Source organism: Bacillus sp. V2I10 (assembly GCF_030817055.1).
In the GTDB taxonomy this organism is placed as follows: Bacteria; Bacillota; Bacilli; order Bacillales; family Bacillaceae; genus Bacillus_P.
Window position 1 is genome coordinate 3,708,905 of sequence record NZ_JAUSYV010000001.1, and the last position, 23,391, is coordinate 3,732,295.

Here is a 23,391-nt window from a genome sequence, read left to right on the forward strand (position 1 = left end):
TGATTGCATCTTTGTCAGAGAAGACAAGAATTTATATGTATTTCGGCATCGTTTTTATGTGCCTCAGGAAAAAATGTTCTGCTGCGGAAATTTGTGCGAGGACTGTATCCGTCTTAAAAAAGGAACTTAAAAAACGAGGACTGGCCTCGTTTTTTAAGATGCTTTGCAGCCGCATCCCCCGCCTGAGCCGCATCCCCCTCCACAGCTTGACCCGGTATCAAAAAACGGGTTCCCTGTGGGCACTTTGATATGCTGCGAAACGGCTCTGCCGAGTTGGGCGCTTATTTCATCAAGCAGCGATTGAAGCTCTTTCTCTGCTTTTTTAAAGGCAATCACTGCGTCATGAAGATCAAGCTCGCGCTTTGCTTCCCTCATGGCCTTTGTGATTTCTTTATAGTCCGGATGATATTTGCCGAAACGCTGGACATCTTCGTATAAATCCTTTATTTCAACAAATTTGGCTATCACCTTTTGTGCAGATTTATCTTTATTTAATGTATTTAAAGTGCGGCGATAGTCTTCCGCAATTTCTGACTCAACAACTAACGACCCAAGAAGCTCAGCTTCGTCGATTAAATTGACGCTTTCTATAGTAGCAAACATAGACGGCATCACCTCCAGCTATATTTTAACATGTTTCTGCCGGAATGGTAAATGCAGCATCTCACTGAACAGTGACATTCCACGTTTTTTTCAAGTGATATTTCGAGGAATCATTATGCAAAAGTTCAAGGGAAATCGTATGTGTTCCTTTTTCTAAACCTTTAATGATAAATGCAGCTGTATGTATTTCATCCGTTTTTTTTTCGTCAACATACAGATTCATGTATCCTTCACCATTTACTTTTTTCCCGCGATCATCTGAAAAAGTAAAATTGGGAACAAAGCACTCTATATAAACATTGCGCCCTTTTAGATGATGATTGACAAAAAGCTGTCTCCCTGTTTGAGCACCTGCTTCAACTGCATCCTGTTGTGTTATGCTGATTTCCATGGGAACAGCATTTCCTTCTGGACGGGGCTTTTCATTCGTGCAGGCTGTTAAAGATACGAGCAATAAAATCAGCAGCATAAAGTGTTTCATCAATGACAACGCCTCCTTATGGAGGTAGTTTCACCAGATTTATATCAAATATGTTTTTAAATAAAAAAAGAAAGTCATGGTGAAGACTTTCTTTCAATCAATCCTGCTGCCTCATCGACTGAAACATCCCAAGCATCATGGAAGCCATTTGTACTGAGTTTGAAAACTGAGCTACTTTATGCGGGATGGTTTTTTGATAATAATTCATCATGGCAAGTTTCATCGATTCTGTATCTTGAGGATTTCTTGCTAGCTTTCTGTACCAATACGGCTGTTCCCGCAAAAATTTTTTTAATTCATTGTCTGCTGCAATCATTTCCTGAATTTCTTTTCTCATGCTGTCGCTCCTGCTCAATCTTTCCTGAAAGAAAAGGGATGGTTTGGTGTGTTCGACTGACTAGATGATGAGCCTTTTGTAATCCCGAAAGTTGAAAATAAGTTTTGAATAGATGAAATGGTGTTGTTCATATTATACAAATGCTGATTCATTTGATTGGCATCCATGCTTTTTACAGCTGTCATCATCCTGGACATAAAATCGGACTTCTTTTCTGCCGTACTTTCAGACTCATCTGACTCTTCTCTGTACTTCTTCCATGAGACATCATTTTCTCCAAGCAAATACCAATCTTCAAATAGTTCCTGCCACTTTTTCTCGCCTTTTCTGACTTCAGTAATCAATTTAGGATGTTTTTTTACAAATTCCTTAAATTCTCCAATAGAAGGATGTTCTTTTTTTTCTGTCATTATCTGATCACCTCTGCTTACCTTCGCCTACTATATTTTATTTGACCGTATGAAAACGGTTCGCCCATTTTATGCTCTTTTCCCATTTCGAGCAGGTTTTTATAAAAATCCTGATTGCACAATATTTGGGAGTACTGATAAGATGAAGTGGAGGATAGAAAGGATTGGGTGAGAGATGGAAAAGGAAGAACTGACGCGCTTATTGGCTGATTTAAAAGAAGAAGATGTTCCGGTTTTAAAGCTGTTTCTTGAGGGGCTGAAAAAGAAAGCGGACAAAGAAAACGGATCATACATAGGTGCATTGCTGCATGCACAAGGTGAATATACCGAAAATCAATTCATATTAACCATTCCCAATACGGCAATTATTCAAAACTCCCTGCATATTGTACATGGAGGAATTACTGCTACACTGCTAGACTCTGCAATGGGATCGCTTGTACATCATGTTTTGCCGGACCATCTTGCTGCTGTTACATCTGAAATGAAAATTAATTATGTTGCACCAGGGATCGGCACAGAACTAAAATGTATAGCCTCTCTTATCCATAAGGGCAGCAAAACAGTTGTTACTGAGGGCAAAGTCTTCCGTGATGACGGCAAATTAATGGCTCATTGTACAGCAAGCTTTTTTATTATCGATCGTCCTAAACGATAAGTAAGTAGAAAGAAATGTTCCCTCATGTTATTTCTGTAAGAAAAAAGCAAAAAACACCGAAACCTATTTTGGCGATAAACGGGAAAAAAAATTCAAGTTTGTCATCTTTGTATAGGATATGCTGAGAGACGTGCTTTTAAAAAAGCATAGATAATCTTCCGGCTATAGCTTCTGCCGCCGCATGAATACCATTTTTCACTCAGCAGAAAAGACACCCGCTATGGATGTCTTTTTGTTGTGAATATCAGTCATTAAAAGGCCTGATAAAATTTTGTGTATAGTAAAGCTCATTCACTCCGACACCAAGTCTCGTAAAATCCGGGTTCAAAAGTGTGTCGCGGTGGCCTTTGCTGTTGAGCCAGCCTTCAACCGCCGCTATTCCGTCAATGTATTGGGCTGCAATATTTTCTCCCGCCATCTGATAAGCTACATCCCCTTCTTTCAAACGGTCTGCAAGCGACCCTTCAGTCGGGGACTCATGTGAAAAGTATTCATTTGAACGCATATCGCTGCTGTGCAAAAAAGCTACGTCTGATGTCATTTGATCCCACTCTACAGGAGGAATTTCGTGCCGTTTCCGAATGATATTCGTCAGATCAAGGATTTGATTCTCTGCACCTTTTTCAACAGCCTTCCATTCTTCCGCGTTAAGCTGTTTGGGCTGAATGAGTTCACCCCGGTAAACCACCTCATAAGGACGCTGCTTTACTAATGTTTCTTCATCTAAAGCTCTGACGCTTGAAAGTTCGCCATCAAACTTATCTAAATAAAGCTGAACATACACGTCTCCCATTTTAACGATTGGTCTCGTATTCATATCTTCTTCAGACATTTCAAATCGGTAAGAATTGCCGTCAAAATCTATTGATATACTTGAAGATATCGAATTTGTTTTAAAAACCTCACCGACAGGCTGGCCTAATTTGTACGGCTTTACATTTACCTCTGGCCCGATGGCATATACCGTGGCGACTTTGTTATCAAGTACCCCAACCTGAAGGTACTGCTGATCGTTCTGGTTATAAATCCACCATTCGTAGTCATAGGATGAAGGATCTTTCCTTGCAGGTTCCCCAAGCGTTTCAATGATCTCACTGGAAGATTTTCCGACAAAAGAAAGAACACCTGAATCCGGCATATTTAATTCTTCATTTGATTCTTTTGCAATTTGTTCATTTTCATCTATTTGTTTGATCGGTTCCTTATTTCCATATTGAATAAAAAGAATATAAGTAATAAAAATAACCAGCAATAAAAAAACGGTTTTTAATATACTGCTCAGCTTAAATCCCTCCAGGTCACTCATTTCTACCCATTATATGAACCATTAGATTCATTATACTACTAAACAGTATTTCACAAGATTGGCAGATAGTATATCCTTTTATAGGTCATTTAATCAAAAATGGCAGCTTTTTTCAATTAAGATGTTTGCAATAAAATTTTTCTAGCTTATGATTCACCAGTTTTTCCTTCCATATAAAAAAGAACATGCCCAATCAAAGGCATGTTCTTTCATCGCTTAATGAAGATGATGATCATTCTTTTCAGAAATTGTCGTCAGGGCTGCCCCAGCCTGCTGATCTGTCAGCTGATTTAGGGATAAGTCTCCAAGTGAGACCATTCCGACTATATGTCCATTTTCTACAACTGGAAGCCTTCTGATTTGATGCTCCGCCATAAGCTGTACTGCTTCATCTGCAGATGCATCCGGACTGATTGTGTAAAGATGATCGCTCATAACCTTCGTCACTTGATAAGATCCAGGATGTTTTTCTGCGATACCTCTCACGACTAAGTCACGATCCGTAATCATCCCGAGCAATTGATTGTTTTCAACGATTGGAATGGATCCTACGTTCCATTCTTTCATTTTGACCGCTACCTCGAATACATTATCAAGCGGCGTGCATGCCTGGATGTCATTAGACATAATATCTCGAACCTTCTGCATAAAAAAACCTCCCTGATAGTAAATAAAAAATAATCATTCTGCTAATGTAGTTTGGCCCAAAATAAGATAAAGATGTAAATTATCAGGTAAAGATTGAAAGTTCCATGCATTCGTACTATGATTGAAGGGGAGTTCATTAAAGCGCTTTACTAATGAAAATGCCGTTAGAAGGTTTAGGAGGGAATACATAATGAAATTAGAAAACACAGGACTGGATGGATTGACAGTTGAATTAGCAAGACTGGATGAAATTATGGATGAGCTTGGCATTGTTCGTGCCGGTCAGTGGGATTATGAGCGTGTTACATATGATCGTAAATTCGAAAACAAAGATGAGACGTTTTATCTTCGCATTCCGGGATTTGCCGTAGAAGGCGACATTGGCGGAAAGCATGCAGTAGTTAAATTAATGACACCGCTTCTCGGCAAGCACTATTATCCGCACGGAGTAGAATATGGCGAAGGCGAAAACTTCCCAAATGCCGTTTTAAGTACAAGCCAGAAATTGCTTAAGCAGCTGAAAGAAGAAATTGGACGAATCGTTTAAAGGCACACACGCAAAAGCATTCACTGCTTTTGCTTTTTATTTGGCTATAAAAAACCATTCATTCTCCTCATATTGACAATTATATTTTCATAATTGTTTATAAAAACCTTTCTGCACACCGTCCTTCCGTACTATAATTTAAAGAGAACCATTGAAAGGAGCAAGGGATTGTCTACAATACTCTCAAAACGAAATTTCCTCATCATTTCATCCATTATTGTGATAGGGCTGATTGTTTATTTTCTTCTGCCCCTTTCGATTCCCTTGATTATGGCTTTTATTACAGCGTTATTATTGGAACCGCTCGTAAGGCAATTCCAAAGCAGCGTTAAGCTCAATCGAAAAATGGCCGTATTGGCAGCATTTTTAATCTTTCTGTTTACCATCTCCATCAGCAGTTACTTTATTACTACTAAAGTAGTAGGCGAAGCCATTCGGACAATTGAAAATGCACCAAGCTACATAAATGAAATTACGATAGCGTGGAACAATGTTGAAAAACGGATTACGAATTCTGCAAAGGATCTTCCACCGAAGTTTGTAAATGAAATCAGCAATCAGATAGAAGAGTTTCTTGAAAAAACAAAAACCGATCTTGCAAGCTCAATTAATATAGATAATGTTAAAAGCATCGTTACAAACATTCCTAATTATATGGTAAACATGCTGGTTTACTTAATTGCATTATTCCTGTTTATGATTGAGCTCCCGCACCAAAAAATGCGAATGTATAAACATATGAAGGAAAATACTGCTCAAAAAGTAAATTTTATGGTTACTCGCATGTCTTACGTCATTTTTGGTTTTGCAAAAGCTCAGTTCTTAGTCAGCATTATTATCTTTGTGGCATCCTTTATTGGGCTTCTCCTGATAGCGCCTGAAATTGCGCTTGTTATGTCTATTATTATTTGGATTATTGATGTCATACCTATCATTGGATCAATCATTATTATGGGCCCCTGGACCCTCTATCATCTCATCTCAGGCGATCCGGTGCTTGCAGCAAAACTTGGCATTCTGACAGCCGTTCTTTTGATTATCAGACGTACCATCGAGCCTAAAGTGATGGGAAGCCATATCGGGTTATCCCCTCTTGCGACTCTTATCTCAATGTATCTTGGATTAAAGCTGTTTGGTGTCCTTGGTTTTTTCATCGGCCCGATGATTTTGATTGTGTATAATTCCGCGAGAGAATCAGGCATTATCCGTTTTCATTTTAAATTATAGGCAGTAAGAAAGGGCTGACGTTTATCGAACAGCCCTTTTCAAATGCGATCCATGCACATGGATTTTTTTGATGGAATCATTTGCACAAGCAAATGCAGATCTTCATTTGGTCCTTTAATAAGACCTGCATCATAGAGAGAGGCAGGTTTCATGTATCCGAATAGAACGGCTGTTAATGTGGCTATATCCAGCTGAAGGCCGCGTTTGGGAGGGTGTGTACAGACGCTTCCTGCAGAAGACTTCTGAAAATGAGTGATCTCGTCTTTTTTTATAAGATACGTTCCGCTGTTCCAGTCTGCAAAGGAATCATGGATGTGCAAAAAAAGCGGCTTCTCATGAGGCTCAAATATGTATTGCTTTAAAAAAGATTCGACATCCACAATTCTCCCCATTATCGTGGGCTTAACCTCTGATAGAATGAAAGGATTTTTCAGAAAAAAAGAAAAGTGATCCTGCTCGAATGTACGCCAAATCAGCTGCTCATATCTTAATTCCTTCTGACAGATACAAGTCCAAAGTGATTTTTTGGCTGCATCGTTAAGGGCGATACACTCATCTACATACAGATTATGATTTTCAAGCCTATAAATCATATACCCATCAGCGCTGCCATCCTTAAGAAAGTGAAGGTAAACAAAATGATTTTCTTTTAATATTTCATTTTTCCACCATTCTTCCGATCTGATGATCATACCGTTATTTTCTTTGCTGAAACGGTCATAAACCGTTTGCAGGAACGGCAAAGCGAGATCCTGGCTAAGTTCTTTAACATTGCTGCTTCCGCCAAATGTACGAAGGTGGTGACCTTCCTTGTTCATCGTCCATTTTTTTTCATTTGATATCAATTCCCATCCGAATTTTCTGTAAAAAGGGATGGAAAAGGGATTCAGATACGAAATGGAACAGCCTTGATTCTTCATCCTGAGTAAAGCTTCAAAAAGAAGCCTGTCCATTTTTTGCTTGCGCCGCTCTTCCGGCAAAAAAGAAATAGATGACAGCCCTCCCATCTTTACTTTTTTCCCTGAAAAATAGATATCAAGATCCAGAATGTGGACTTTAGCAATAAGCCTCTCATTGTCAAAGTCACCCAATATCATTTCCTTCGGGAAGCGGCTTATTTCTGTCCGATCATTCTTAAATGAGTATTGTGATAAACGGACAACCTCTTCATAATCGGTCTCTTCTGCTTTACGAATCATAACGTCTCCTTCTCACCTATGCTTTCTTTTTAAGTTCCCAGGATAAAAAAACGTCCTCTTTTTTGGTGCAGATCATGCCAAGCTTCTCAAATAGGCGGATAGATTTTTTATTATGATCGATGCATTCCATGCTGATTTGTTTGACTGATTTTTCACTTGTCAGCCATTCAATAACTGCATCAATCGCTTCATATGTTAAACTTTCCTCATCATCGACCTCGTGTATGTTGTAGCATAGTTCCACACAGCCATGCTCATCCGGCATGCCTTGAATGAATAAGTCGCCTACAATTCTCTTTTCATGATATAAAATAATGAGCCAAAGTCCCCAGCCATATTCTTTTTCATTTCTCTCAAGTCTTTCAATATAGAGCGGGAGCATTCCTTTGACCGCAATTGAAGGCCAAGTAACAGGTATTCCAATTGGGGAGCGGCTTTCCAGTTCATTTCGGTGAAAGACTAAGGATTTTGCTATATCCAAAGAGCAAGGGATAATGAGCAGCCGTTCTGTTACAATTTCAATCATCTTACAGTCACTCCCTTTCATAAACCGTCTGATACTTTCATTTTATGGCCATTCTGTGCGTCCTATACTTAAAGAAAAAAAGAAACAAAAAAGATGTTATAGAATGATAAATTCCATAACATCTCATGCCATCATTAAAAACCTAAAATCGCTTTGAATACGGAAGTCGTCTCTCCGCCTTTATACTGAATATAAAGCAGGTAATAGACAGCCACCCCGGTAATCGCGGTGAAAAACCAGATCAGGCTCGTAACAGGACCTAATTTTCTGTGCTTTGAGAGATTGTTTTTATAACCTGAAATCAAGGTGATAATTCCAAAGACTGCACCTACTGTAGCTAGAGTAATATGAAAAATCAGGAAAACAGTATAATAGACTTTAATATCATCGGGTCCGCCAAACGCTGTGTTTCCTACAAAGACCGTTCTTGAGGCATACACGACAAAAAAGATAACCGCAAAAACAGCTGCGGTAAGCATTGCCTTCTGATGTGCCTCTATTTTGCGCAGCTTAATCAAATACCAGCCAACAGCAACAGAAACAGCACTTAAAACAATAAAGGCTGTACTTATAGTAGGTAAAATAGGTACATTCATTTTTGCAGCTCCTAAAAATAAAAAATTATAGATTGATAAGCAGAAAATTAGAGCGAAAATTACTTAATCGGCTGCGGAGTAAATCTCTTTCTTTCTTCAAGATCATCGCGCTCTCTCTCCTGACGGGCCCATTTAAAGAAAATAATTCCGAGCAGAGTTCCATAAACAAACTCCTGGATAATTTTCATCATGATGCCTCCAAGCTGCTGATCTTCAACAAGAGGCAATGTATTGAACATTTCCGGACCTGTTAAATTCAAACCTGACAGCATACTTGCCGGCACACAAAGTTCAAGGGCGGTGACCCATGCACTTGGATCTGAATAGGTAGAATAAAGAGAAGTATCAGCAAATATGATAAGGGCACAAGCCGGTGTCAACAGCATTCCATTGGCGAATATGTATCCGATTTTTTTAATTCCGCCAAGCTCTCTCCATTCAGGCAGTTCATTCAACAATGGCCACCACATCAGCATCGCCGCAATAAAAATAAAAATCGTTACTGACGCATGGATGATATGATCTGTCTTCACAACATCAAAGACAAGCGGAATATGATAGATTGAGAAAACACCGTTAAAAACAATTAAAGCGATCAGCGGCTTAGACAAAAATGATACGATTTGCTTTACGCCCCGTCTGTAAATCATTGCTCTCCACATCCAGAGCGGAATGCCATAGATCATCAGAGGCGGAATCAGCAAATATAAAAGGGCCATTTGTGTCATATGTGCACTGAACATTATATGTCCCATTAGATCCAGCGGACTGCCTTTTACAGCATATAAAAGGATCATGCTGCCTGCAAAAAGCGCCTTCTGTTTGAACGGGACAGGCTGGCTATCATGAAATCGATTTCGAAGAGGTCCGATTAATAGAAAATAAACGCCAAGAATGACCGCAACAAACAGGAAAAAATAAGGGCTCCACATTGCTCTAAAACCAAACATTTCTAAATTTAACAATGAGTTCATCTCCTATTTCTGCTATAACTCCTGCAACTATTATACACCTTCAATGAAGCGCTATCAATGAACGTTCTATGACATTAGAAGAGCGAAAGAAATTTGATTCAAGTACTCGTACGTAAGATCCGCGGACTTCTTAAAATATATGTTTTGATGTCTATTCACCGCATTCATTTTCACCTCTTACCAAACAAAAAACCGGCCTGAGAATGAACTCAGCCGGTTATCAGATTACCACCAAATAATTGTCATGAATGTAAGAACTGTCAGAAATGCTACACCGATCCCAGAGTAAAGGAAGAGCGCAGGCACTTCATGGCCTTTATGGCTCATATGCATAAAGTAATAAAGCTGGAAAATAACTTGGATAACAGCAAGCAAAAGAATAAATGGAATTTTAAACCATTCTGCAATGCCGTCATAGCCAATTGCTACAAATGCAATGACTGTCAGGAAAATCATTAATGCAAATGTAACAACTTGAAATTTCATATCTTCTTTATTTTTCTTGCGGCGATATGCAAGATCAACTTTTGGGTTTCCTGAATTTTGATTAGCTGCCATCAGTTTATCCCACCATTCCCATTAAGTATACAACTGTAAAGATGAACACCCATACAACGTCGATAAAATGCCAGTATAAACTTGCAACGTAATATTTAGGCGCGTTGTATAAATTCAATCCTCTTTTTGCATTGCGTACCATCAAAGTAGTGATCCAAAGTAAACCAAATGCAACGTGGGCGCCATGTGTTCCGACCAGCGTGTAAAAAGCGGATCCAAGAGCACTGCTTGTAATAGTAAATTCAAAATGATGAATATAATGATTGAATTCATAAATCTCAAGAGCCAGGAATCCTGCTCCTAATAGAACGGTAATTCCCATCCAGAGCTGCATTTTTTTGAAATCAAAGTTCTTCATGTGGTACATGGCGTAAACACTTGTCAGAGAACTTGTCAAAAGAAGCATAGTTGCTGCAAAAACAAGCGGAAGTTCAAACATTTCCTGTGTAGTCGCACCGCCGTTGTTTGAATCTCTTAAAGCTAAAAACGTTGCAAACAGAGAAGCGAACAGGACGGTCTCTCCTCCAAGGAAAAGCCAGAAGCCTAAAAATTTATTTTTGCCTTCAAGGGTCGCCTTTTCAGGTGAGGCAGGGAACGTTTCAGCTGTTAATTTATCCTCAACACGCATTATGCCTTAACCCCCTTATCGTTATCATCATTCATTAAATCTTCTTTGTGAATATGATAACCGTGATCATCAATGATTGAACGAAGGAACATACATCCAAGTGTAATTAAGAGTCCGATGATAATAACCGGATCAGCCCATGCATAATCTGAATGATACAATAATCCAAATGCTGCAACAAACAATCCAAATGACATAATCAGCGGCAGGATGGAACCGTTAGGCATGTGGATGTCTCCCAGCGGTTCAGCAGGAGTCATTCCGTTGTTTCCTTCCATTCTTTCAACCCACAAAGCGTCAAGGCCGCGAACAAGAGGTGTTTGTTTAAAGTTATATTCAGGTGCAGGTGATGATACAGCCCATTCCAGGTTGCGCCCATCTCCCCATGCATCCCCTGCTGCTTTTTCTCCCTTTATAGAAGAAATAACGATATTGTACAGCAATACGATTGTTCCGGCAGCCATCAAGAATGCCCCAGCCGTACTGATCAGATTCCCCGTTTCAAGACCCTGTCCAGGAAGGAATGTGAAAATGCGTCGCGGCATTCCCATCAATCCAAGGAAATGCTGGATAAAGAACGTTAAATGGAATCCTGTAAAGAATAATACGAATGTAACAACACCCAGTTTTTCACCAAGCATTCTGCCGAACATTTTCGGCCACCAGTAGTGCAGGCCTGCGAATAATCCCATAATCACTCCGCCTACGATAACATAGTGGAAATGCGCCACTACGAAATAGGTGTCATGATACTGATAATCTGTCGGTGCTGCTGCAAGCATGATTCCTGTTACTCCGCCCATAACGAACGTAGGAATGAAGGCAACAGACCAGATCATTGGTACAGTAAAGCGAATGCTTCCGCCCCACATTGTAAACATCCAGTTAAAAATCTTAATTCCTGTCGGAACGGCAATGGCCATTGTTGCTACTGCGAAAATCGCATTTGCGATTGGTCCAAGACCAGTTGTGAACATGTGATGCGCCCACACCATGAACCCTAAGAATCCGATTAACACTGTAGCAAATACCATTGACGAATATCCAAATAATCGCTTTTTCGAGAAATGAGGGAGAATATCCGAGAAAACCCCGAAAGCCGGAAGAATTAAGATGTAAACCTCAGGATGTCCGAAAATCCAGAATAAATGCTCCCAGATAATTGAATTTCCTCCAACCGCCGGATCAAAGAATCCAGTGCCGAATACACGGTCAAACATCATAATTGCTAAACCAACTGTAAGCGGCGGAAAAGCAAATAGGATAAGTGCTGAAGCTACAAATGTTGTCCAAGTGAACAACGGCATGCGCATGTAAGTCATACCTGGTGCACGCATGTTAATAATTGTTGCGAGGAAGTTAATACCCGCAATCAATGTACCAAATCCTGATATTTGAAGTCCCAGCAAATAGAAATCTACTCCATGTCCAGGCGAGTTCAGTGCAAGTGAAGCATAATTCGTCCAGCCTGCATCAGGAGCTCCATTTAAAAACCAGCTTAGGTTCAGGAATAGTCCTCCAAAGAAAAACAGCCAGAAACCCAATGAGTTTAAAAATGGAAATGCAACGTCACGCGCTCCGATCTGAATCGGTACGACGGCATTCATAAAACCAAATATGAGCGGCATGGCTGCCAGGAAAATCATGGTCGTGCCATGCATAGTTAAGATTTCGTTGTAAAGGCCAGCTGCGATAAAATCGTTATTTGGCACAGCGAGCTGAATTCTGATAAGCATCGCTTCTAATCCACCTACGAGGAAGAAGAAGCCGCCGGAAATCAGGTAAAGGATGGCGATTTTTTTATGGTCTACTGTTGTTAAGTAGTCCCATAGCACAGCGCCGAACCCCTTTTTCTGAGTTAACGTACTCACAGTGTTACCTCCCTTTTATTCTGCTGAGACATCTTACTTCGTTTCGACTTTTAAGCCGCTTAAGTATTCAGTAAGTGCATCAAGTTCCTCATCGTTAAGTTCAGGATACGTTTTTGTCATCTTGTTTCCTGGTTTGTACTGTTCAGGATCTTTCAGCCAGTTTCTGATATTTTCTTCATTATGAGGCAGAATGCCCGCTACTCTGGTACGCTCTCCAAAGTTAGCTAAGTTAGGTGCGGTTCTTGCTTCTTTAGGACGCTTATCAGCAGGTGTCACCGCATGACAGCCGATACAGCTTTTCTCCTGGAACAATTCTTCACCCTGTTTAGCTAAATCTGAATCTGCAACCGCTTTAGCATTTTTCATTTCCTCTATCCATTGATCAAACTCTTCGCGGGATTTTGTTTTCACTTTAAAATCCATTAAAGCATGTGAAGGGCCGCAAAGCTCAGCACATTTCCCGTAAAAATATTCTCCGGCTTTTTCGGCACGTTTGCTGTCAAAATTAAGCCAGAACTGATTTATGTTTTCAGTGTTTGTATCCATCTTGCCGCCTGCTGACGGAATCCAGAATGAATGCTTCACATCAGAAGCAATCAGATTAAAGTAAACCCTTTCATCTGATGGAACAACTAAATCCTGGCTTGTGATTACCCCAGCATCAGGATATTCGAATTCCCACCAGTAAAGATTCGCTCTGACATTAATAACAACTGCATCTTCAGGTTTGCGGTCCTTCTTTTCCATTGGTTTCACATCTGCGAGTTCAAATGTTGCAGATACAACTGGAACCGCTAACACAAGTAGTAAAAGAATAGGAATAACAGTCCAAATGATTTCAAGTTTATGACTTCCCTCTACTTGCTCAGGAATTTTATTTTCCTCACCTTTGCGCTGTCTGAATTTCAGAACTACATAAATGAAGATCACAGTTACGACTGCGATTACAATGACCATGATGAGTGTACTCAGCACCATTAATGAGTACTGCATATCCGCAACTTCACCAGCTGGTTGAAGAGCGGAAAGATATGGTTCACCACAGCCGGCTAGGACAAGTGTCAACATTGCAAAAATGGCAACGAGACGCAATTTTGTCAGCCTCTTTTCCATAGCTAAATCAAACCCCTCTTTCAGTAAATTAATTCCCGCAGTTTCACAGGAATCGATAATTCCTTCTATGTAAATTCCTAAAAGAAAGAATTTCTAACTTAGTTGATCGTGAAAAGTACCATCGCCACAAAAAGGATCGTTAAGTAATTCAGTGAATAAATAAACATCCACTTTGCCCACTTCAGATCATCCTTCATCTTCATGCCAGATAAAGCAAGCACAAGCCACCCGATGTTCAGTGCAGTTGCAAGAATAATGAAAGGAACCCCGAGCTGAAATAAGTAAAACGGCAAAGGCAGGAGACAGATCACCCAAACCATCATTTGCCTTTTTGTAATGGCAAAACCATGAACGACCGGCAGCATAGGAATGCCTGCAGCACGGTATTCTTCCACTCTTTTCATTGCAAGTGCAAGAAAATGCGGAGGCTGCCATATGAACATAATCATAAACAATACCCAAGCAATCACACTCAGGTCAGCATCGATTGCAGCCCAGCCGATAAGCGGCGGAACCGCACCGGATACACTGCCTACAACAGTGTTCAGTGTATAGTGGCGTTTAGTCCACATTGTATATAAAAAGACGTATGTAATTACGCCGATCAACCCGATTAACGTGGCTGTTACAGTTGTCATCAGCAGAAGAATAAAGCCGAACGTAAGCAATAAAATACCAATCCACAATGCCTGAATTGGGTTCATTTTTCCTGTAACTGTCGGTCTCATTTTTGTTCTTTCCATGATATGATCAATATCACGGTCGTAAAAGTTATTAATGGCACATGAACCAGCAATAATTAAAGCTGAACCAAGTAAAACAAATAAAACACTATCTATATTCTGCAGGAAACTTTGTCCTGTAAAATGCAAGGCAAGCCACAGTCCCGTGAAGGTAGTAATCATGTTAGAATTGACAATTCCCATTTTAATGAGACTTAAGAAATCTTTAAGAGCTGTCGTTTCATGGATTTCTTCCAGGCGGTGTCCGCTCAGATGTGTTTCTGATAAGGTCCTTGAATCAGGCACGTTTTATAGACCTCCTTTTCAATTCTGTTTCTAATAGAAAGAATCGGCTGTATGATAGAGACTTTCTATATCATACTAAATAAAACAATATTTACAAAATGCTTCCTTCTTGATATTAAACCATAATCAGCAAATGTTTTGTGAACAAATTATGAAGAAGTTATGTCGAAATTGTGAAGCAGATGAGCTGCACAGGTTAATTAATTGAAAAGCAGTTCATTCACTGATACTCTAAAAAATGATGGCATAACTTTTTGACCACGATAACATTCTATCATAACTATTAGGAATTTTTTATAGATTATGGAATCTTTTGCGAAAAAAACATCGGCAGAAGAATCCCCCATATAATTCCTTATTAATGTGCCTGTTTTCCTACTATAATAAACAGAGATGATATCAGTCATGTTTTTTGTTGCCTGATCGGCTGAGGCTGCCGCTTTAAAATCAAGCGCACACCCTCGATTTTTGTCGATTTAGATAAACTCATTATTACGAATAAGAAGGTGAACATCTTGCAGCGAGCATTAAAAGGTTTAGGCGTGCTCACATCTATCGTTATGCTTCTCGTACTCTTAGGAGGAGCTTTAGTTACAAAAACGGAATCTGGAGCAGGATGCGGCGATTCCTGGCCGCTATGTCATGGCGAACTGATTCCGTCAGAGATTACCCCTGAGCTTGTCATTGAACTCAGTCACCGGGTTGTAAGCGGGTTAGCGGGCATTCTCGTCCTTCTTTTAGCTGTTTCATCATGGATTTTGATTGGACATAAACGCGAGACAAAATTTCTTGCTGCTTTATCATTCTTTTTCCTGATTCTGCAGGCATTGATTGGTGCTGCCGCAGTTAAGTGGGGACAGTCCGATGCCGTTCTTGCCCTGCATTTCGGGATATCGCTTATATCATTTGCATCTGTTCTGCTTCTTACATTGCTTATTTTTGAAGTAGATAAAAAGTTTGATACGGGATCCTTGATAATTGATAAAAGAATGAAATTTCATATGATCGGCATTATATCCTACTGCTATATTGTTGTGTATACCGGCGCATTTGTAAGGCATAAAGAAGCAAGTCTTGCATGCCCAAATTGGCCAATGTGCAGCAACAGGCCATATGGTCTTCCGGCCACCCTGCATGAGTGGATTCAAATGGGCCACAGATTTGCGGCCGCATTAATCTTTATCTGGGTTGCAATAGCTGCCTACAAAGCTTTTAAATACTATAAACATCAAAAAGTCGTTTATTATGGCTGGATGATTGCTTTTGCGCTAATTTCTATGCAAGTAGTGTCAGGGGCTCTAGTAGTGCTGACAGGTTTAAATTTGGCTGTCGCCCTAGCCCACGCTTTAATTATCTCTTGTCTTTTCGGGGTTCTCAGCTATTTCATCCTGCTTATAAGCAGAAATAAAATAAACCGGCAGGCTCAATTGAATAAGGATAATAAAAAAGTAATCTAAAAAAGAGGGACGCCTTGTGCGCCCCTCTTTTTACATACCCTTAAACATTTCAATGACTTTCTTTCATTGCTCGCTGTGTTCGACTGCAGGCTCTGGATAGTCCTCCCCAATCCTGCCACCAAACGGATAAGCCATGGATCTTAGTGCAGAGTCAAAAAAAAAACAGCCCGTAGGCTGTCTTTTTAATGGGTTAATTCAATTAATAAATCTCCAGTTTGAATCGCTTCACCGTTCGATACGTGAATATCCTTAATTGTACCTGAGAATGGCGCCTGTACGGTCGTTTCCATTTTCATCGCTTCAGTCAGGAGCAAATGATCGCCCTTGCTGACCTTTTCGCCCTTTTCAACCAAAACCTTGATGACTGTTCCAGGCATTGTCGCCCCAATATGATCTTTATTGCCTTTATCAGCTTTCATTTTCGCTGTGATCGTAGCTTTAATGTTTTCATCACGAATAATGACCTCACGAGGCTGACCGTTTAATTCAAAGTAGACAACACGTGTTCCATCAGGCTGAGGCTCCCCGATTGAGACAAGCTTTACAATTAATGTTTTCCCCTGTTCAATTTCAACTTCAATTTCTTCGCCAAGTCTCATTCCATATAAGAAGGTCGGCGTATCGAGAACTGAAATATCTCCAAATTGTTCAAATGTCTTTGCGTAGTCCATGAACACTTTTGGATATAGAGCATGCGCTATAGCATCAAAACTTGTCACTTGTCTGTTTAAGCTTTGGAAAAGCTCTTCCTTCAATGCTTTGAAGTTGACCGGCTCCAATAATTCGCCAGGTCTGACTAAAATAGGCTCACGGCCTTTTAAGATAATGCGCTGAAGCTCTTTTGGAAAACCTCCGTGAGGCTGTCCGAGGTATCCCTCAAATAATTCAATAACGGAATCAGGGAAATCAAGCGTTTCTCCCCGCTCATAAATATCGTCTTCTATCAAATTATTTTGGACCATAAAGAGGGCCATGTCGCCGACTACTTTCGAAGAAGGCGTTACTTTGACTAAATCTCCGAACATATCATTTACGCGGCGATACATTTCTTTGACTTCGTTCCAGCGATCATCAAGTCCGACAGCTTTTGCCTGCTGCTGAAGATTGCTGTATTGTCCTCCCGGCATTTCATGCATGTAAACTTCTGAATGAGGAGAATTCATTCCGCTCTCAAAATCCTGATAGTAGTGGCGCACGCCTTCCCAATATTGAGACAGCTCTTCTAATGCTTCAATATCTGCTTTTGGCCGATGGTCCATTCCTTGAAGAGCATGATAGAGAGAATTGGCGCTCGGCTGTGAAGTTAAGCCGGACATTGAGCTTACTGCTACATCCACCACATCTACTCCCGCTTCAATTGCTTTTGCATAAGTGAAAATACCATTTCCGCTCGTATCATGTGTGTGCAGGTGAATAGGAATCGAAATTGTTTCCTTTAAAGCAGAAATTAGGTCATAAGCAGCCTGCGGCTTAAGCAATCCTGCCATATCTTTAATTCCTAAGATATGAGAACCTGATTCTTCGAGTTCTTTAGCCAGATTTTTATAGTATTCAAGATCATACTTTCTTCGGGAAGGATCTAAAATATCTCCGGTATAGCAGATCGCTGCCTCAGCAATTTTATTTGATTTTCTGACCGCTTCAATCGCAGGCCGCATTCCTTCAACCCAATTCAAGCTGTCGAAAATACGGAATACATCTATTCCTGCATAGGAGGACTTCTCCACAAATTCTTCAATAACATTATCCGGATAATTTTTATAGCCTACTGCGTTAGATGCACGAAGCAGCATTTGCAGGAGAATATTCGGAACTTGTTTTCTGACCGTGAGAAGTCTGTCCCAAGGATCTTCTTTTAAAAAACGGTACGCTACATCAAATGTTGCTCCGCCCCACATTTCAAGCGAAAATAAATTAGGCAGAAGTCTTGCCGTAGGTTCCGCAATATGTTTGATGTCATTTGTTCTTAAGCGTGTTGCAAGCAGCGATTGGTGAGCGTCACGGAACGTAGTATCTGTTAATAGCACTTCATTTTGCTCTTTCAGCCATTTCACAAGACCTTCCGGACCCTGTTCGTCAAGAATCTGCTTTGTTCCTCTTGGAATCGGCTCTGAAAGCTTAACTTTAGGAATGTAAAGTTTATCAAAGACCGGCTTCTTTTTCTTTTCAATGCCCGGGAAGCCATTAACTGTTACATTTCCAATGTAGGAAAGCATTTTCGTTCCGCGGTCTTTTTTCTTTGAAAATACGAATAGCTCTGGTGATGAATCAATAAAAGACGTATCGTATTCACCTGACATGAATTTCTCATGTTTGATGACATTTTCTAAAAATGGAATATTGGTTTTAATTCCTCTGATTCTGAATTCCCTTAAGTTTCTGATCATTTTTGCAGCAGCCTGTTCAAACGTCAATGCCTGTGTCGAAAGCTTAACGAGCAATGAATCATAATGCGGAGTGATAACAGCTCCCTGGAATCCGTTCCCTGCATCAAGCCTTACTCCAAAGCCTCCGCCTGAGCGATAAGCCATGATTTTCCCAGTATCCGGCATAAAATTATTCAGCGGATCTTCTGTTGTAACCCTTGATTGAATGGCATAGCCTGTTACTCTGATTTGATCTTGTGAAGGAATGCCAATTTTTTCTCCGTGAAGCGGATAGCCTTCAGCGACCATAATTTGAGTCTGTACAATATCAATTCCTGTGACCATTTCGGTAATCGTATGTTCTACTTGAACACGCGGGTTGACTTCAATGAAGTAATACTCTCCATTTGCAACCAAAAATTCCACGGTTCCTGCGTTTACATATTCAACTTTGTTCATCAGTTTAACGGCAGCATCACAAATGTCTTGTCTTAATTTTTCATCAACAGAAACGCTTGGAGCTACTTCAACCACTTTTTGATGACGTCTTTGCACGGAACAATCACGTTCATACAAATGAATGATATTGCCGTGTTCATCACCAATAATTTGCACTTCAATGTGCTTAGGGTTTTCAATTAGCTTCTCAACGTAAACTTCATCGTTGCCAAATGCAGCTTTCGCTTCAGATTTGGCACGTTCATAGGATTCTTTAACAGCTGCAGCGCTGCGCACAATTCTCATGCCGCGTCCGCCGCCTCCAAGTGAAGCTTTAATAATGAAAGGATAGCCATTTTCACGGCCAAACTCTACAACATCCTCTAAGCTTTGCACAGGTCCTTTGCTGCCCGGAATGACCGGAATATTTGCGAGCTCCGCCTGCTTTCTTGCTTTAACTTTGTCCCCAAACATATCGAGATGCTTGGATTTTGGGCCAATAAAGATGATTCCCTCTTCCTCGCATCTTCTTGCAAAGTGAATATTTTCCGATAAAAATCCATAGCCAGGATGGATAGCATCCACATGATTGGCTTTGGCAATCTCAATAATGCCATCAATATCCAAATAAGCATCGATCGGTTTTTTTCCTTCGCCAACTATGTATGCTTCGTCTGCTTTGTAACGGTGAAACGATCCTGAATCTTCTTTAGAATAGATAGCTACTGTCCGGATGTTAAGCTCCGTGCAGGCACGGAATACACGGATGGCAATTTCACCACGGTTTGCAACGAGTATTTTCTGAATGTTTTTCTGCGACATACGAATCCTCCTTAAGCTTCATCACTTGCATTACTAAAAGTATAACACATTTATAATTAGTATAACACTTTTATTCTATTGAAATGGGACAGTATTTCCGTGTATTTCACTTACCGGCTTAGGTTCAGTCTTCTGATAGGTAGCCCGGTATTTAATAAACATGGAGATGTTAATGAGAAGCCCCATTGAAAGCATTAATAGGATCATAGAGGAGCCTCCGTAGCTGATAAATGGAAGAGTAACTCCTGTAATTGGCAACAGCCCCGTTAATCCTCCAACGTTAATCGCTGTCTGTATACCAATCATACTTGAAATGCCAATTGCAAGCAGTGTCCCAAATGCATCTTCACAGTTTCTGGCAATGTGAAAACCTTTCAGCACGATAAAAGCAAGTAGGATCAGGACAAACGCCACTCCAAATATCCCCAGCTCTTCAGAGATGATTGCCAGAATAAAATCTGTGTGCGATTCAGGCAAATAGCCGTATTTTTGAACGCTTTCCCCTAGGCCAAGCCCAGTCAATCCGCTAGAACCAATGGCATAATAAGAATTGATTAAATGGAAGCCCGAGTCCGCTGCATCTCCGAAAGGATCCATAAATCCTACAAACCGGCTGACCCGCTCTGTTGTAAAAATCTTGTCCCATTTCAGCAAAACTAAAGGGCTGATCGCTGCAAGACCGGCAAGCCCCAATATAATAAGCTTGAAAATATTTTTCATGCCAAGTCCAGAACAAACGACCATTGAAAGAGCAATCATGCCAATGATAGATGCCGAGCCAATGTCAGGCTGCAGGATAATCAGTACACATATAAACCCTGTAAAAATAATGGGAGGCAGCACACCTCTTCCGAAATGATCAATGTAGGATTGTTTTTTTTCGTACACCGCTGCAAGATAAAGGATGACGCTGAGCTTTACAAATTCTGCCGGCTGAAGCTTAAATCCGAACAGCGAAAACCAGCTTCTTGCACCGCCTGCAACAGAGCCGAATACGAAAATAGCAAGGAGCATCAGGATGGAAAGCATGACTACGCCCCTGATAAATAAAGGACTTAAATAAGCTCTGTAAGGAAAGAACATGGTAATTAGAAGGACCACAAGCCCCAGTGCAGTAAAAATTGCCTGCCTTTGGAAAAAGTGATCACTTTCATAGCCCCACCTGGCAACGGCAGAAATCATACTTGAACTGTACACCATCACGAGACCAAACCCGCATAAGAGGATAACAGCAAGCAGTAGTGAATAATCATATGATTTTAGAATTTTTTTTATCATTTTATCGCTTCCTATCATGACTTGTTGCTGCATTCTGGATGATTTTATTTTCCTAGTTAGAAATTCGAGATTAAAGCGAAAATTCCTTCCATTGTGTTTTCTTCTTCCGAACGCACGCCTTATGGTAACCCGGCAAACGTGCGTAAACAAGTTATAAAAGTATGTAGGTCTTTTGTTATGGTATGTTCGCATAAATTGTTTTTTATGCAGAGGTTGTTCACGGCAGTTCGATTTCGCACCCTATTTTATGATAATTCAAAAGCATATTTATTACTGACTAGTGAAAGCAGCAAAGTTTATGATAAGTGCTTTATAAAAAAACTCAAACTGTCTAAATGAACAGTTTGAGTTTTATTGTTATTTCTTTGTGAACGCTTCATGCAATGCCGACATTTCTCTTTCGAGTGTGTCAAGGATTACTTTTCCTTCCCGTTCATCAATCAGATTCAGCCTGACGGCAAAATCAATTTCTCTTGATAGTCCAAACATTTGTGTATCTAAAACCTCTTCATAAAGAGGACATTGAGGCATCGTCAAATTGTCCATTTGGACTTGAATCAGCTTCGTAATTTTATCAGCATCTGCCTTTAAGAGCGCAAGTGCTTTTTCTCGATGATCAATCGCAATCTCAGACGCCAATTGAACCCCTCCGTTCCCGAGCGATTACCCTAATCTATCTATTAATATTATAGTGAAAACAGTAAAAAATCAAGAAAAAACAAGGTGTTATTCTTAAGTGAACTTATTTCCGGACAAAGATACATCAGAAAATGCTCAATTCATACTTTTCAGACAAAAGATGAAGCAGCTTAATGCCTGCAATACTGTTCCCTTTTTTATCAAGAGACGGTCCAAAAATTCCGATTCCAAAATGATAAGGCACGATTCCCATAATACCCCCGGACACTCCGCTTTTAGCAGGTATTCCAACTTTTATTGCAAATTCCCCTGATGCATTGTACATTCCGCATGTCACCATAAACGTTTTGCAAATACGGGCAATATCTTTGGGGATAATTTGTTTTTCTGTTTGAGGATGCTTGCCATCAAGAGCGAAGACTGCTCCGATTATTGCAAGATCGAGACTGTGCATTTGTACGGCACATTGCTTTGAATATAAATCAATTAAGTCCTCTACATCACCGTCAATGATTCCGTCTTTCTTCATGAAGTAGCAAAGTGACCGGTTCAGCCAAGCATTTTCAAATTCAGAAGAAGCTATTTCATGACAGACTTTAATATCTTTATTGAAGGTTAATTCTTTTGTGAATGCTAAAAAACGGGATAATTTTTCTTCCTTGTCAGATCCTTTAATCATATTCGTAACCGCAAGAGCGCCTGCGTTGATCATCGGATTAAGCGGCCGCTGATTTTCATGAGTTTCAAGCTTGACGATTGAGTTAAACGGATCTCCAGTTGGCTCCATGCCCACTCTATCAAACACAAAGGATTCACCATGATCCATTAGCACAAGAGCAAGTGTCAGCACTTTTGATATACTTTGCAGGGTAAAGCTTTTTTCAATATCCCCTGCTGACATACATGTATTTTCAACATGATAAATCGCAACAGACAAATCATTTTGATCTGCTTCGCCAAGTGCGGGAATATAGTCAGCTATCTTTCCATCCTTCGTAACTTCCCTTGCAATGCTCACAAGCCGCTCAAGCTCTTCGTTAGTTTGACATGGCATGACCCGTTCACCTCTTCTTTCAGTATGAGGTGTTAGTTTGCCCAATTAACTTCATGCCAATGTCCCCCATGACAAAATCACAGAAAGCGCTTATAATTTTTTATGAAAGGACGTGTAGCAATGGACTCAATCATTATGATAAAAGGAAATATCGCCTTTCCAATCACACTGGATCCCGGTGTATGGATTTTTGACGACAGAAAAGTCGATCTGACTGTTTATTTTGATGAGAATAACAAAGAGCGAAACGAACTAGAAGAGTATACGAAGGCCGTCTCAAAACACTGGGACCGGGAAATACGCGAAGGAGCAAAGCTCCCAGACAGCAAAAACGAAAAGCGCACTGAAAAAGAAAGAATCTTAAACGGAACTTTCGGAATTCCGCTGCTTCCTTTCCTAAAAAATGCCGAGCCTGCTTCAACAGCTGAATATGCTGTATTTAAAACCAATCAAGGAGAGGTTAGAATGACACTTGTGGAAGCATCTGCCCTCATCCTTGGATTCAGTAAAAATGGGAAACCGCTGACTGACGAAGGACCTGTTACCCTTTATTATGGTGATGGCAGCAACAGGGATAACCCCATTACAAACACAAGAGAAATAATAATTGAGTAATAAAAGCCGCTA

24 protein-coding genes are annotated in these 23,391 nt (G+C 40.3%); 5 read left to right on the top strand and 19 right to left on the bottom strand.

The genetic code is table 11. The features are described from left to right. Positions 1-153 precede the first annotated feature (153 nt). The 4 genes from QFZ72_RS18710 to ylbD all read right to left on the bottom strand — a co-directional run bounded on the left by QFZ72_RS18710 (position 154) and on the right by ylbD (position 1,831). Positions 154-603 (bottom strand): YlbF/YmcA family competence regulator, encoded by a 450-nt coding sequence (locus QFZ72_RS18710; RefSeq protein ID WP_307436252.1) that lies wholly within the window; start codon positions 601-603, stop codon positions 154-156. Positions 604-664: 61 nt separating this feature from the next. Further along, positions 665-1,087, bottom strand: coding sequence for a hypothetical protein (locus QFZ72_RS18715; RefSeq protein ID WP_307436255.1), 423 nt, complete (start codon positions 1,085-1,087; stop codon positions 665-667). Positions 1,088-1,181: 94 nt separating this feature from the next. After that, a complete protein-coding gene (locus QFZ72_RS18720) occupies positions 1,182-1,421 on the bottom strand; it encodes a YlbE-like family protein (protein WP_307436258.1) in 240 nt (79 codons plus the stop codon). A gap of 14 nt (positions 1,422-1,435) precedes the next feature. Continuing rightward, positions 1,436-1,831 carry a YlbD family protein gene (gene ylbD, locus QFZ72_RS18725; protein WP_307436261.1) on the bottom strand — a complete coding sequence of 132 codons (396 nt, stop codon included), beginning with the start codon at positions 1,829-1,831 and terminating at the stop codon, positions 1,436-1,438. Between the two features lie 175 nt (positions 1,832-2,006). Between ylbD and QFZ72_RS18730 the strand changes: the two genes are divergently transcribed. Next, a complete protein-coding gene (locus QFZ72_RS18730; RefSeq protein ID WP_307436264.1) occupies positions 2,007-2,489 on the top strand; it encodes a PaaI family thioesterase in 483 nt (160 codons plus the stop codon). A 244-nt stretch (positions 2,490-2,733) separates the two neighbouring features. On the opposite strand, the gene QFZ72_RS18735 is transcribed toward QFZ72_RS18730, so the two are convergent. Both QFZ72_RS18735 and QFZ72_RS18740 read right to left on the bottom strand, forming a co-directional pair. Beyond that, the gene (locus QFZ72_RS18735) at positions 2,734-3,771 is read right to left on the bottom strand and encodes a CAP domain-containing protein (protein WP_307439858.1); all 1,038 of its coding nucleotides are present in this window, start codon (positions 3,769-3,771) and stop codon (positions 2,734-2,736) included. Positions 3,772-4,011: 240 nt separating this feature from the next. Further along, entirely contained in the window at positions 4,012-4,443 is a 432-nt protein-coding gene (locus tag QFZ72_RS18740) for a CBS domain-containing protein (RefSeq protein ID WP_307436265.1), read from the bottom strand. Positions 4,444-4,633: 190 nt separating this feature from the next. On the opposite strand from QFZ72_RS18740, the gene QFZ72_RS18745 reads away from it, so the two are divergent. Further along, positions 4,634-4,990, top strand: a complete 357-nt coding sequence (locus QFZ72_RS18745; RefSeq protein ID WP_307436267.1) for a YugN family protein — start codon at positions 4,634-4,636, stop codon at positions 4,988-4,990. Positions 4,991-5,158: 168 nt separating this feature from the next. Further along, positions 5,159-6,217: a sporulation integral membrane protein YtvI gene (gene ytvI, locus QFZ72_RS18750; RefSeq protein ID WP_307436269.1), complete on the top strand. Its 1,059-nt coding sequence runs from the start codon at positions 5,159-5,161 to the stop codon at positions 6,215-6,217. A gap of 38 nt (positions 6,218-6,255) precedes the next feature. Here ytvI and QFZ72_RS18755 read toward each other — a convergent pair whose 3' ends face one another. The 9 genes from QFZ72_RS18755 to cyoE all read right to left on the bottom strand — a co-directional run bounded on the left by QFZ72_RS18755 (position 6,256) and on the right by cyoE (position 14,710). Beyond that, a complete protein-coding gene (locus QFZ72_RS18755; RefSeq protein WP_307436271.1) occupies positions 6,256-7,416 on the bottom strand; it encodes a GNAT family N-acetyltransferase in 1,161 nt (386 codons plus the stop codon). Between the two features lie 16 nt (positions 7,417-7,432). Next, a complete protein-coding gene (locus QFZ72_RS18760) occupies positions 7,433-7,942 on the bottom strand; it encodes a GNAT family N-acetyltransferase (protein ID WP_307436273.1) in 510 nt (169 codons plus the stop codon). Between the two features lie 134 nt (positions 7,943-8,076). After that, entirely contained in the window at positions 8,077-8,538 is a 462-nt protein-coding gene (locus QFZ72_RS18765) for a DUF420 domain-containing protein (protein WP_307436278.1), read from the bottom strand. 59 nt (positions 8,539-8,597) lie between these two features. Further along, positions 8,598-9,488 (bottom strand): cytochrome c oxidase assembly factor CtaG, encoded by an 891-nt coding sequence (gene ctaG / locus QFZ72_RS18770; RefSeq protein WP_307439860.1) that lies wholly within the window; start codon positions 9,486-9,488, stop codon positions 8,598-8,600. Positions 9,489-9,737: 249 nt separating this feature from the next. Further along, positions 9,738-10,070 (bottom strand): cytochrome c oxidase subunit IVB, encoded by a 333-nt coding sequence (gene ctaF / locus QFZ72_RS18775; RefSeq protein WP_307436281.1) that lies wholly within the window; start codon positions 10,068-10,070, stop codon positions 9,738-9,740. A 4-nt stretch (positions 10,071-10,074) separates the two neighbouring features. Next, entirely contained in the window at positions 10,075-10,698 is a 624-nt protein-coding gene (gene ctaE / locus QFZ72_RS18780; RefSeq protein ID WP_307436284.1) for a cytochrome c oxidase subunit III, read from the bottom strand. Further along, complete coding sequence (gene ctaD / locus QFZ72_RS18785) at positions 10,698-12,569, bottom strand: cytochrome c oxidase subunit I (RefSeq protein ID WP_307436287.1); 1,872 nt, start codon at positions 12,567-12,569, stop codon at positions 10,698-10,700. The genes ctaE and ctaD overlap by 1 nt, the downstream gene beginning before the upstream one ends. A 33-nt stretch (positions 12,570-12,602) precedes the next feature. Beyond that, a complete protein-coding gene (coxB, locus tag QFZ72_RS18790) occupies positions 12,603-13,682 on the bottom strand; it encodes a cytochrome c oxidase subunit II (protein WP_307436291.1) in 1,080 nt (359 codons plus the stop codon). A 98-nt stretch (positions 13,683-13,780) separates the two neighbouring features. After that, a complete protein-coding gene (gene cyoE / locus QFZ72_RS18795; protein WP_307436294.1) occupies positions 13,781-14,710 on the bottom strand; it encodes a heme o synthase in 930 nt (309 codons plus the stop codon). A 515-nt stretch (positions 14,711-15,225) separates the two neighbouring features. Here cyoE and QFZ72_RS18800 point away from each other — a divergent pair. Then, positions 15,226-16,167 (top strand): COX15/CtaA family protein, encoded by a 942-nt coding sequence (locus QFZ72_RS18800; protein ID WP_307436296.1) that lies wholly within the window; start codon positions 15,226-15,228, stop codon positions 16,165-16,167. A gap of 182 nt (positions 16,168-16,349) precedes the next feature. Here the strand turns inward: QFZ72_RS18800 and pyc are convergent, their stop codons facing one another. The 4 genes from pyc to glsA all read right to left on the bottom strand — a co-directional run bounded on the left by pyc (position 16,350) and on the right by glsA (position 22,764). Continuing rightward, positions 16,350-19,793, bottom strand: coding sequence for a pyruvate carboxylase (gene pyc, locus QFZ72_RS18805; RefSeq protein ID WP_307436300.1), 3,444 nt, complete (start codon positions 19,791-19,793; stop codon positions 16,350-16,352). A 75-nt stretch (positions 19,794-19,868) separates the two neighbouring features. Further along, complete coding sequence (locus QFZ72_RS18810; protein ID WP_307436304.1) at positions 19,869-21,071, bottom strand: FtsW/RodA/SpoVE family cell cycle protein; 1,203 nt, start codon at positions 21,069-21,071, stop codon at positions 19,869-19,871. A gap of 357 nt (positions 21,072-21,428) precedes the next feature. Next, positions 21,429-21,710 (bottom strand): Fpa/YlaN family protein, encoded by a 282-nt coding sequence (locus QFZ72_RS18815; RefSeq protein ID WP_223441989.1) that lies wholly within the window; start codon positions 21,708-21,710, stop codon positions 21,429-21,431. Between the two features lie 124 nt (positions 21,711-21,834). Further along, the gene (glsA, locus tag QFZ72_RS18820) at positions 21,835-22,764 is read right to left on the bottom strand and encodes a glutaminase A (protein WP_307436308.1); all 930 of its coding nucleotides are present in this window, start codon (positions 22,762-22,764) and stop codon (positions 21,835-21,837) included. Between the two features lie 120 nt (positions 22,765-22,884). Here glsA and QFZ72_RS18825 point away from each other — a divergent pair, with 120 nt between their 5' ends. Continuing rightward, a complete protein-coding gene (locus QFZ72_RS18825; RefSeq protein WP_307436310.1) occupies positions 22,885-23,379 on the top strand; it encodes a peptidyl-prolyl cis-trans isomerase in 495 nt (164 codons plus the stop codon). Positions 23,380-23,391 lie beyond the last annotated feature (12 nt).

Bases quoted from the DNA above. Each gene is read 5' to 3' on its own strand.
- QFZ72_RS18825 (WP_307436310.1), top strand. From the start codon at position 22,885: ATGGACTCAATCATTATGATAAAAGGAAATATCGCCTTTCCAATCACA.
- QFZ72_RS18755 (WP_307436271.1), bottom strand. From the start codon at position 7,416: ATGATTCGTAAAGCAGAAGAGACCGATTATGAAGAGGTTGTCCGTTTA.
- QFZ72_RS18765 (WP_307436278.1), bottom strand. From the start codon at position 8,538: ATGAATGTACCTATTTTACCTACTATAAGTACAGCCTTTATTGTTTTA.
- QFZ72_RS18760 (WP_307436273.1), bottom strand. From the start codon at position 7,942: ATGATTGAAATTGTAACAGAACGGCTGCTCATTATCCCTTGCTCTTTG.
- QFZ72_RS18810 (WP_307436304.1), bottom strand. From the start codon at position 21,071: ATGATAAAAAAAATTCTAAAATCATATGATTATTCACTACTGCTTGCT.
- ylbD (WP_307436261.1), bottom strand. From the start codon at position 1,831: ATGACAGAAAAAAAAGAACATCCTTCTATTGGAGAATTTAAGGAATTT.
- ctaE (WP_307436284.1), bottom strand. From the start codon at position 10,698: ATGCGTGTTGAGGATAAATTAACAGCTGAAACGTTCCCTGCCTCACCT.
- QFZ72_RS18720 (WP_307436258.1), bottom strand. From the start codon at position 1,421: ATGAGAAAAGAAATTCAGGAAATGATTGCAGCAGACAATGAATTAAAA.
- ctaG (WP_307439860.1), bottom strand. From the start codon at position 9,488: ATGTTTGGTTTTAGAGCAATGTGGAGCCCTTATTTTTTCCTGTTTGTT.
- QFZ72_RS18710 (WP_307436252.1), bottom strand. From the start codon at position 603: ATGTTTGCTACTATAGAAAGCGTCAATTTAATCGACGAAGCTGAGCTT.
- QFZ72_RS18740 (WP_307436265.1), bottom strand. From the start codon at position 4,443: ATGCAGAAGGTTCGAGATATTATGTCTAATGACATCCAGGCATGCACG.
- ctaF (WP_307436281.1), bottom strand. From the start codon at position 10,070: ATGGCAGCTAATCAAAATTCAGGAAACCCAAAAGTTGATCTTGCATAT.
- pyc (WP_307436300.1), bottom strand. From the start codon at position 19,793: ATGTCGCAGAAAAACATTCAGAAAATACTCGTTGCAAACCGTGGTGAA.
- glsA (WP_307436308.1), bottom strand. From the start codon at position 22,764: ATGCCATGTCAAACTAACGAAGAGCTTGAGCGGCTTGTGAGCATTGCA.
- coxB (WP_307436291.1), bottom strand. From the start codon at position 13,682: ATGGAAAAGAGGCTGACAAAATTGCGTCTCGTTGCCATTTTTGCAATG.
- QFZ72_RS18730 (WP_307436264.1), top strand. From the start codon at position 2,007: ATGGAAAAGGAAGAACTGACGCGCTTATTGGCTGATTTAAAAGAAGAA.
- QFZ72_RS18745 (WP_307436267.1), top strand. From the start codon at position 4,634: ATGAAATTAGAAAACACAGGACTGGATGGATTGACAGTTGAATTAGCA.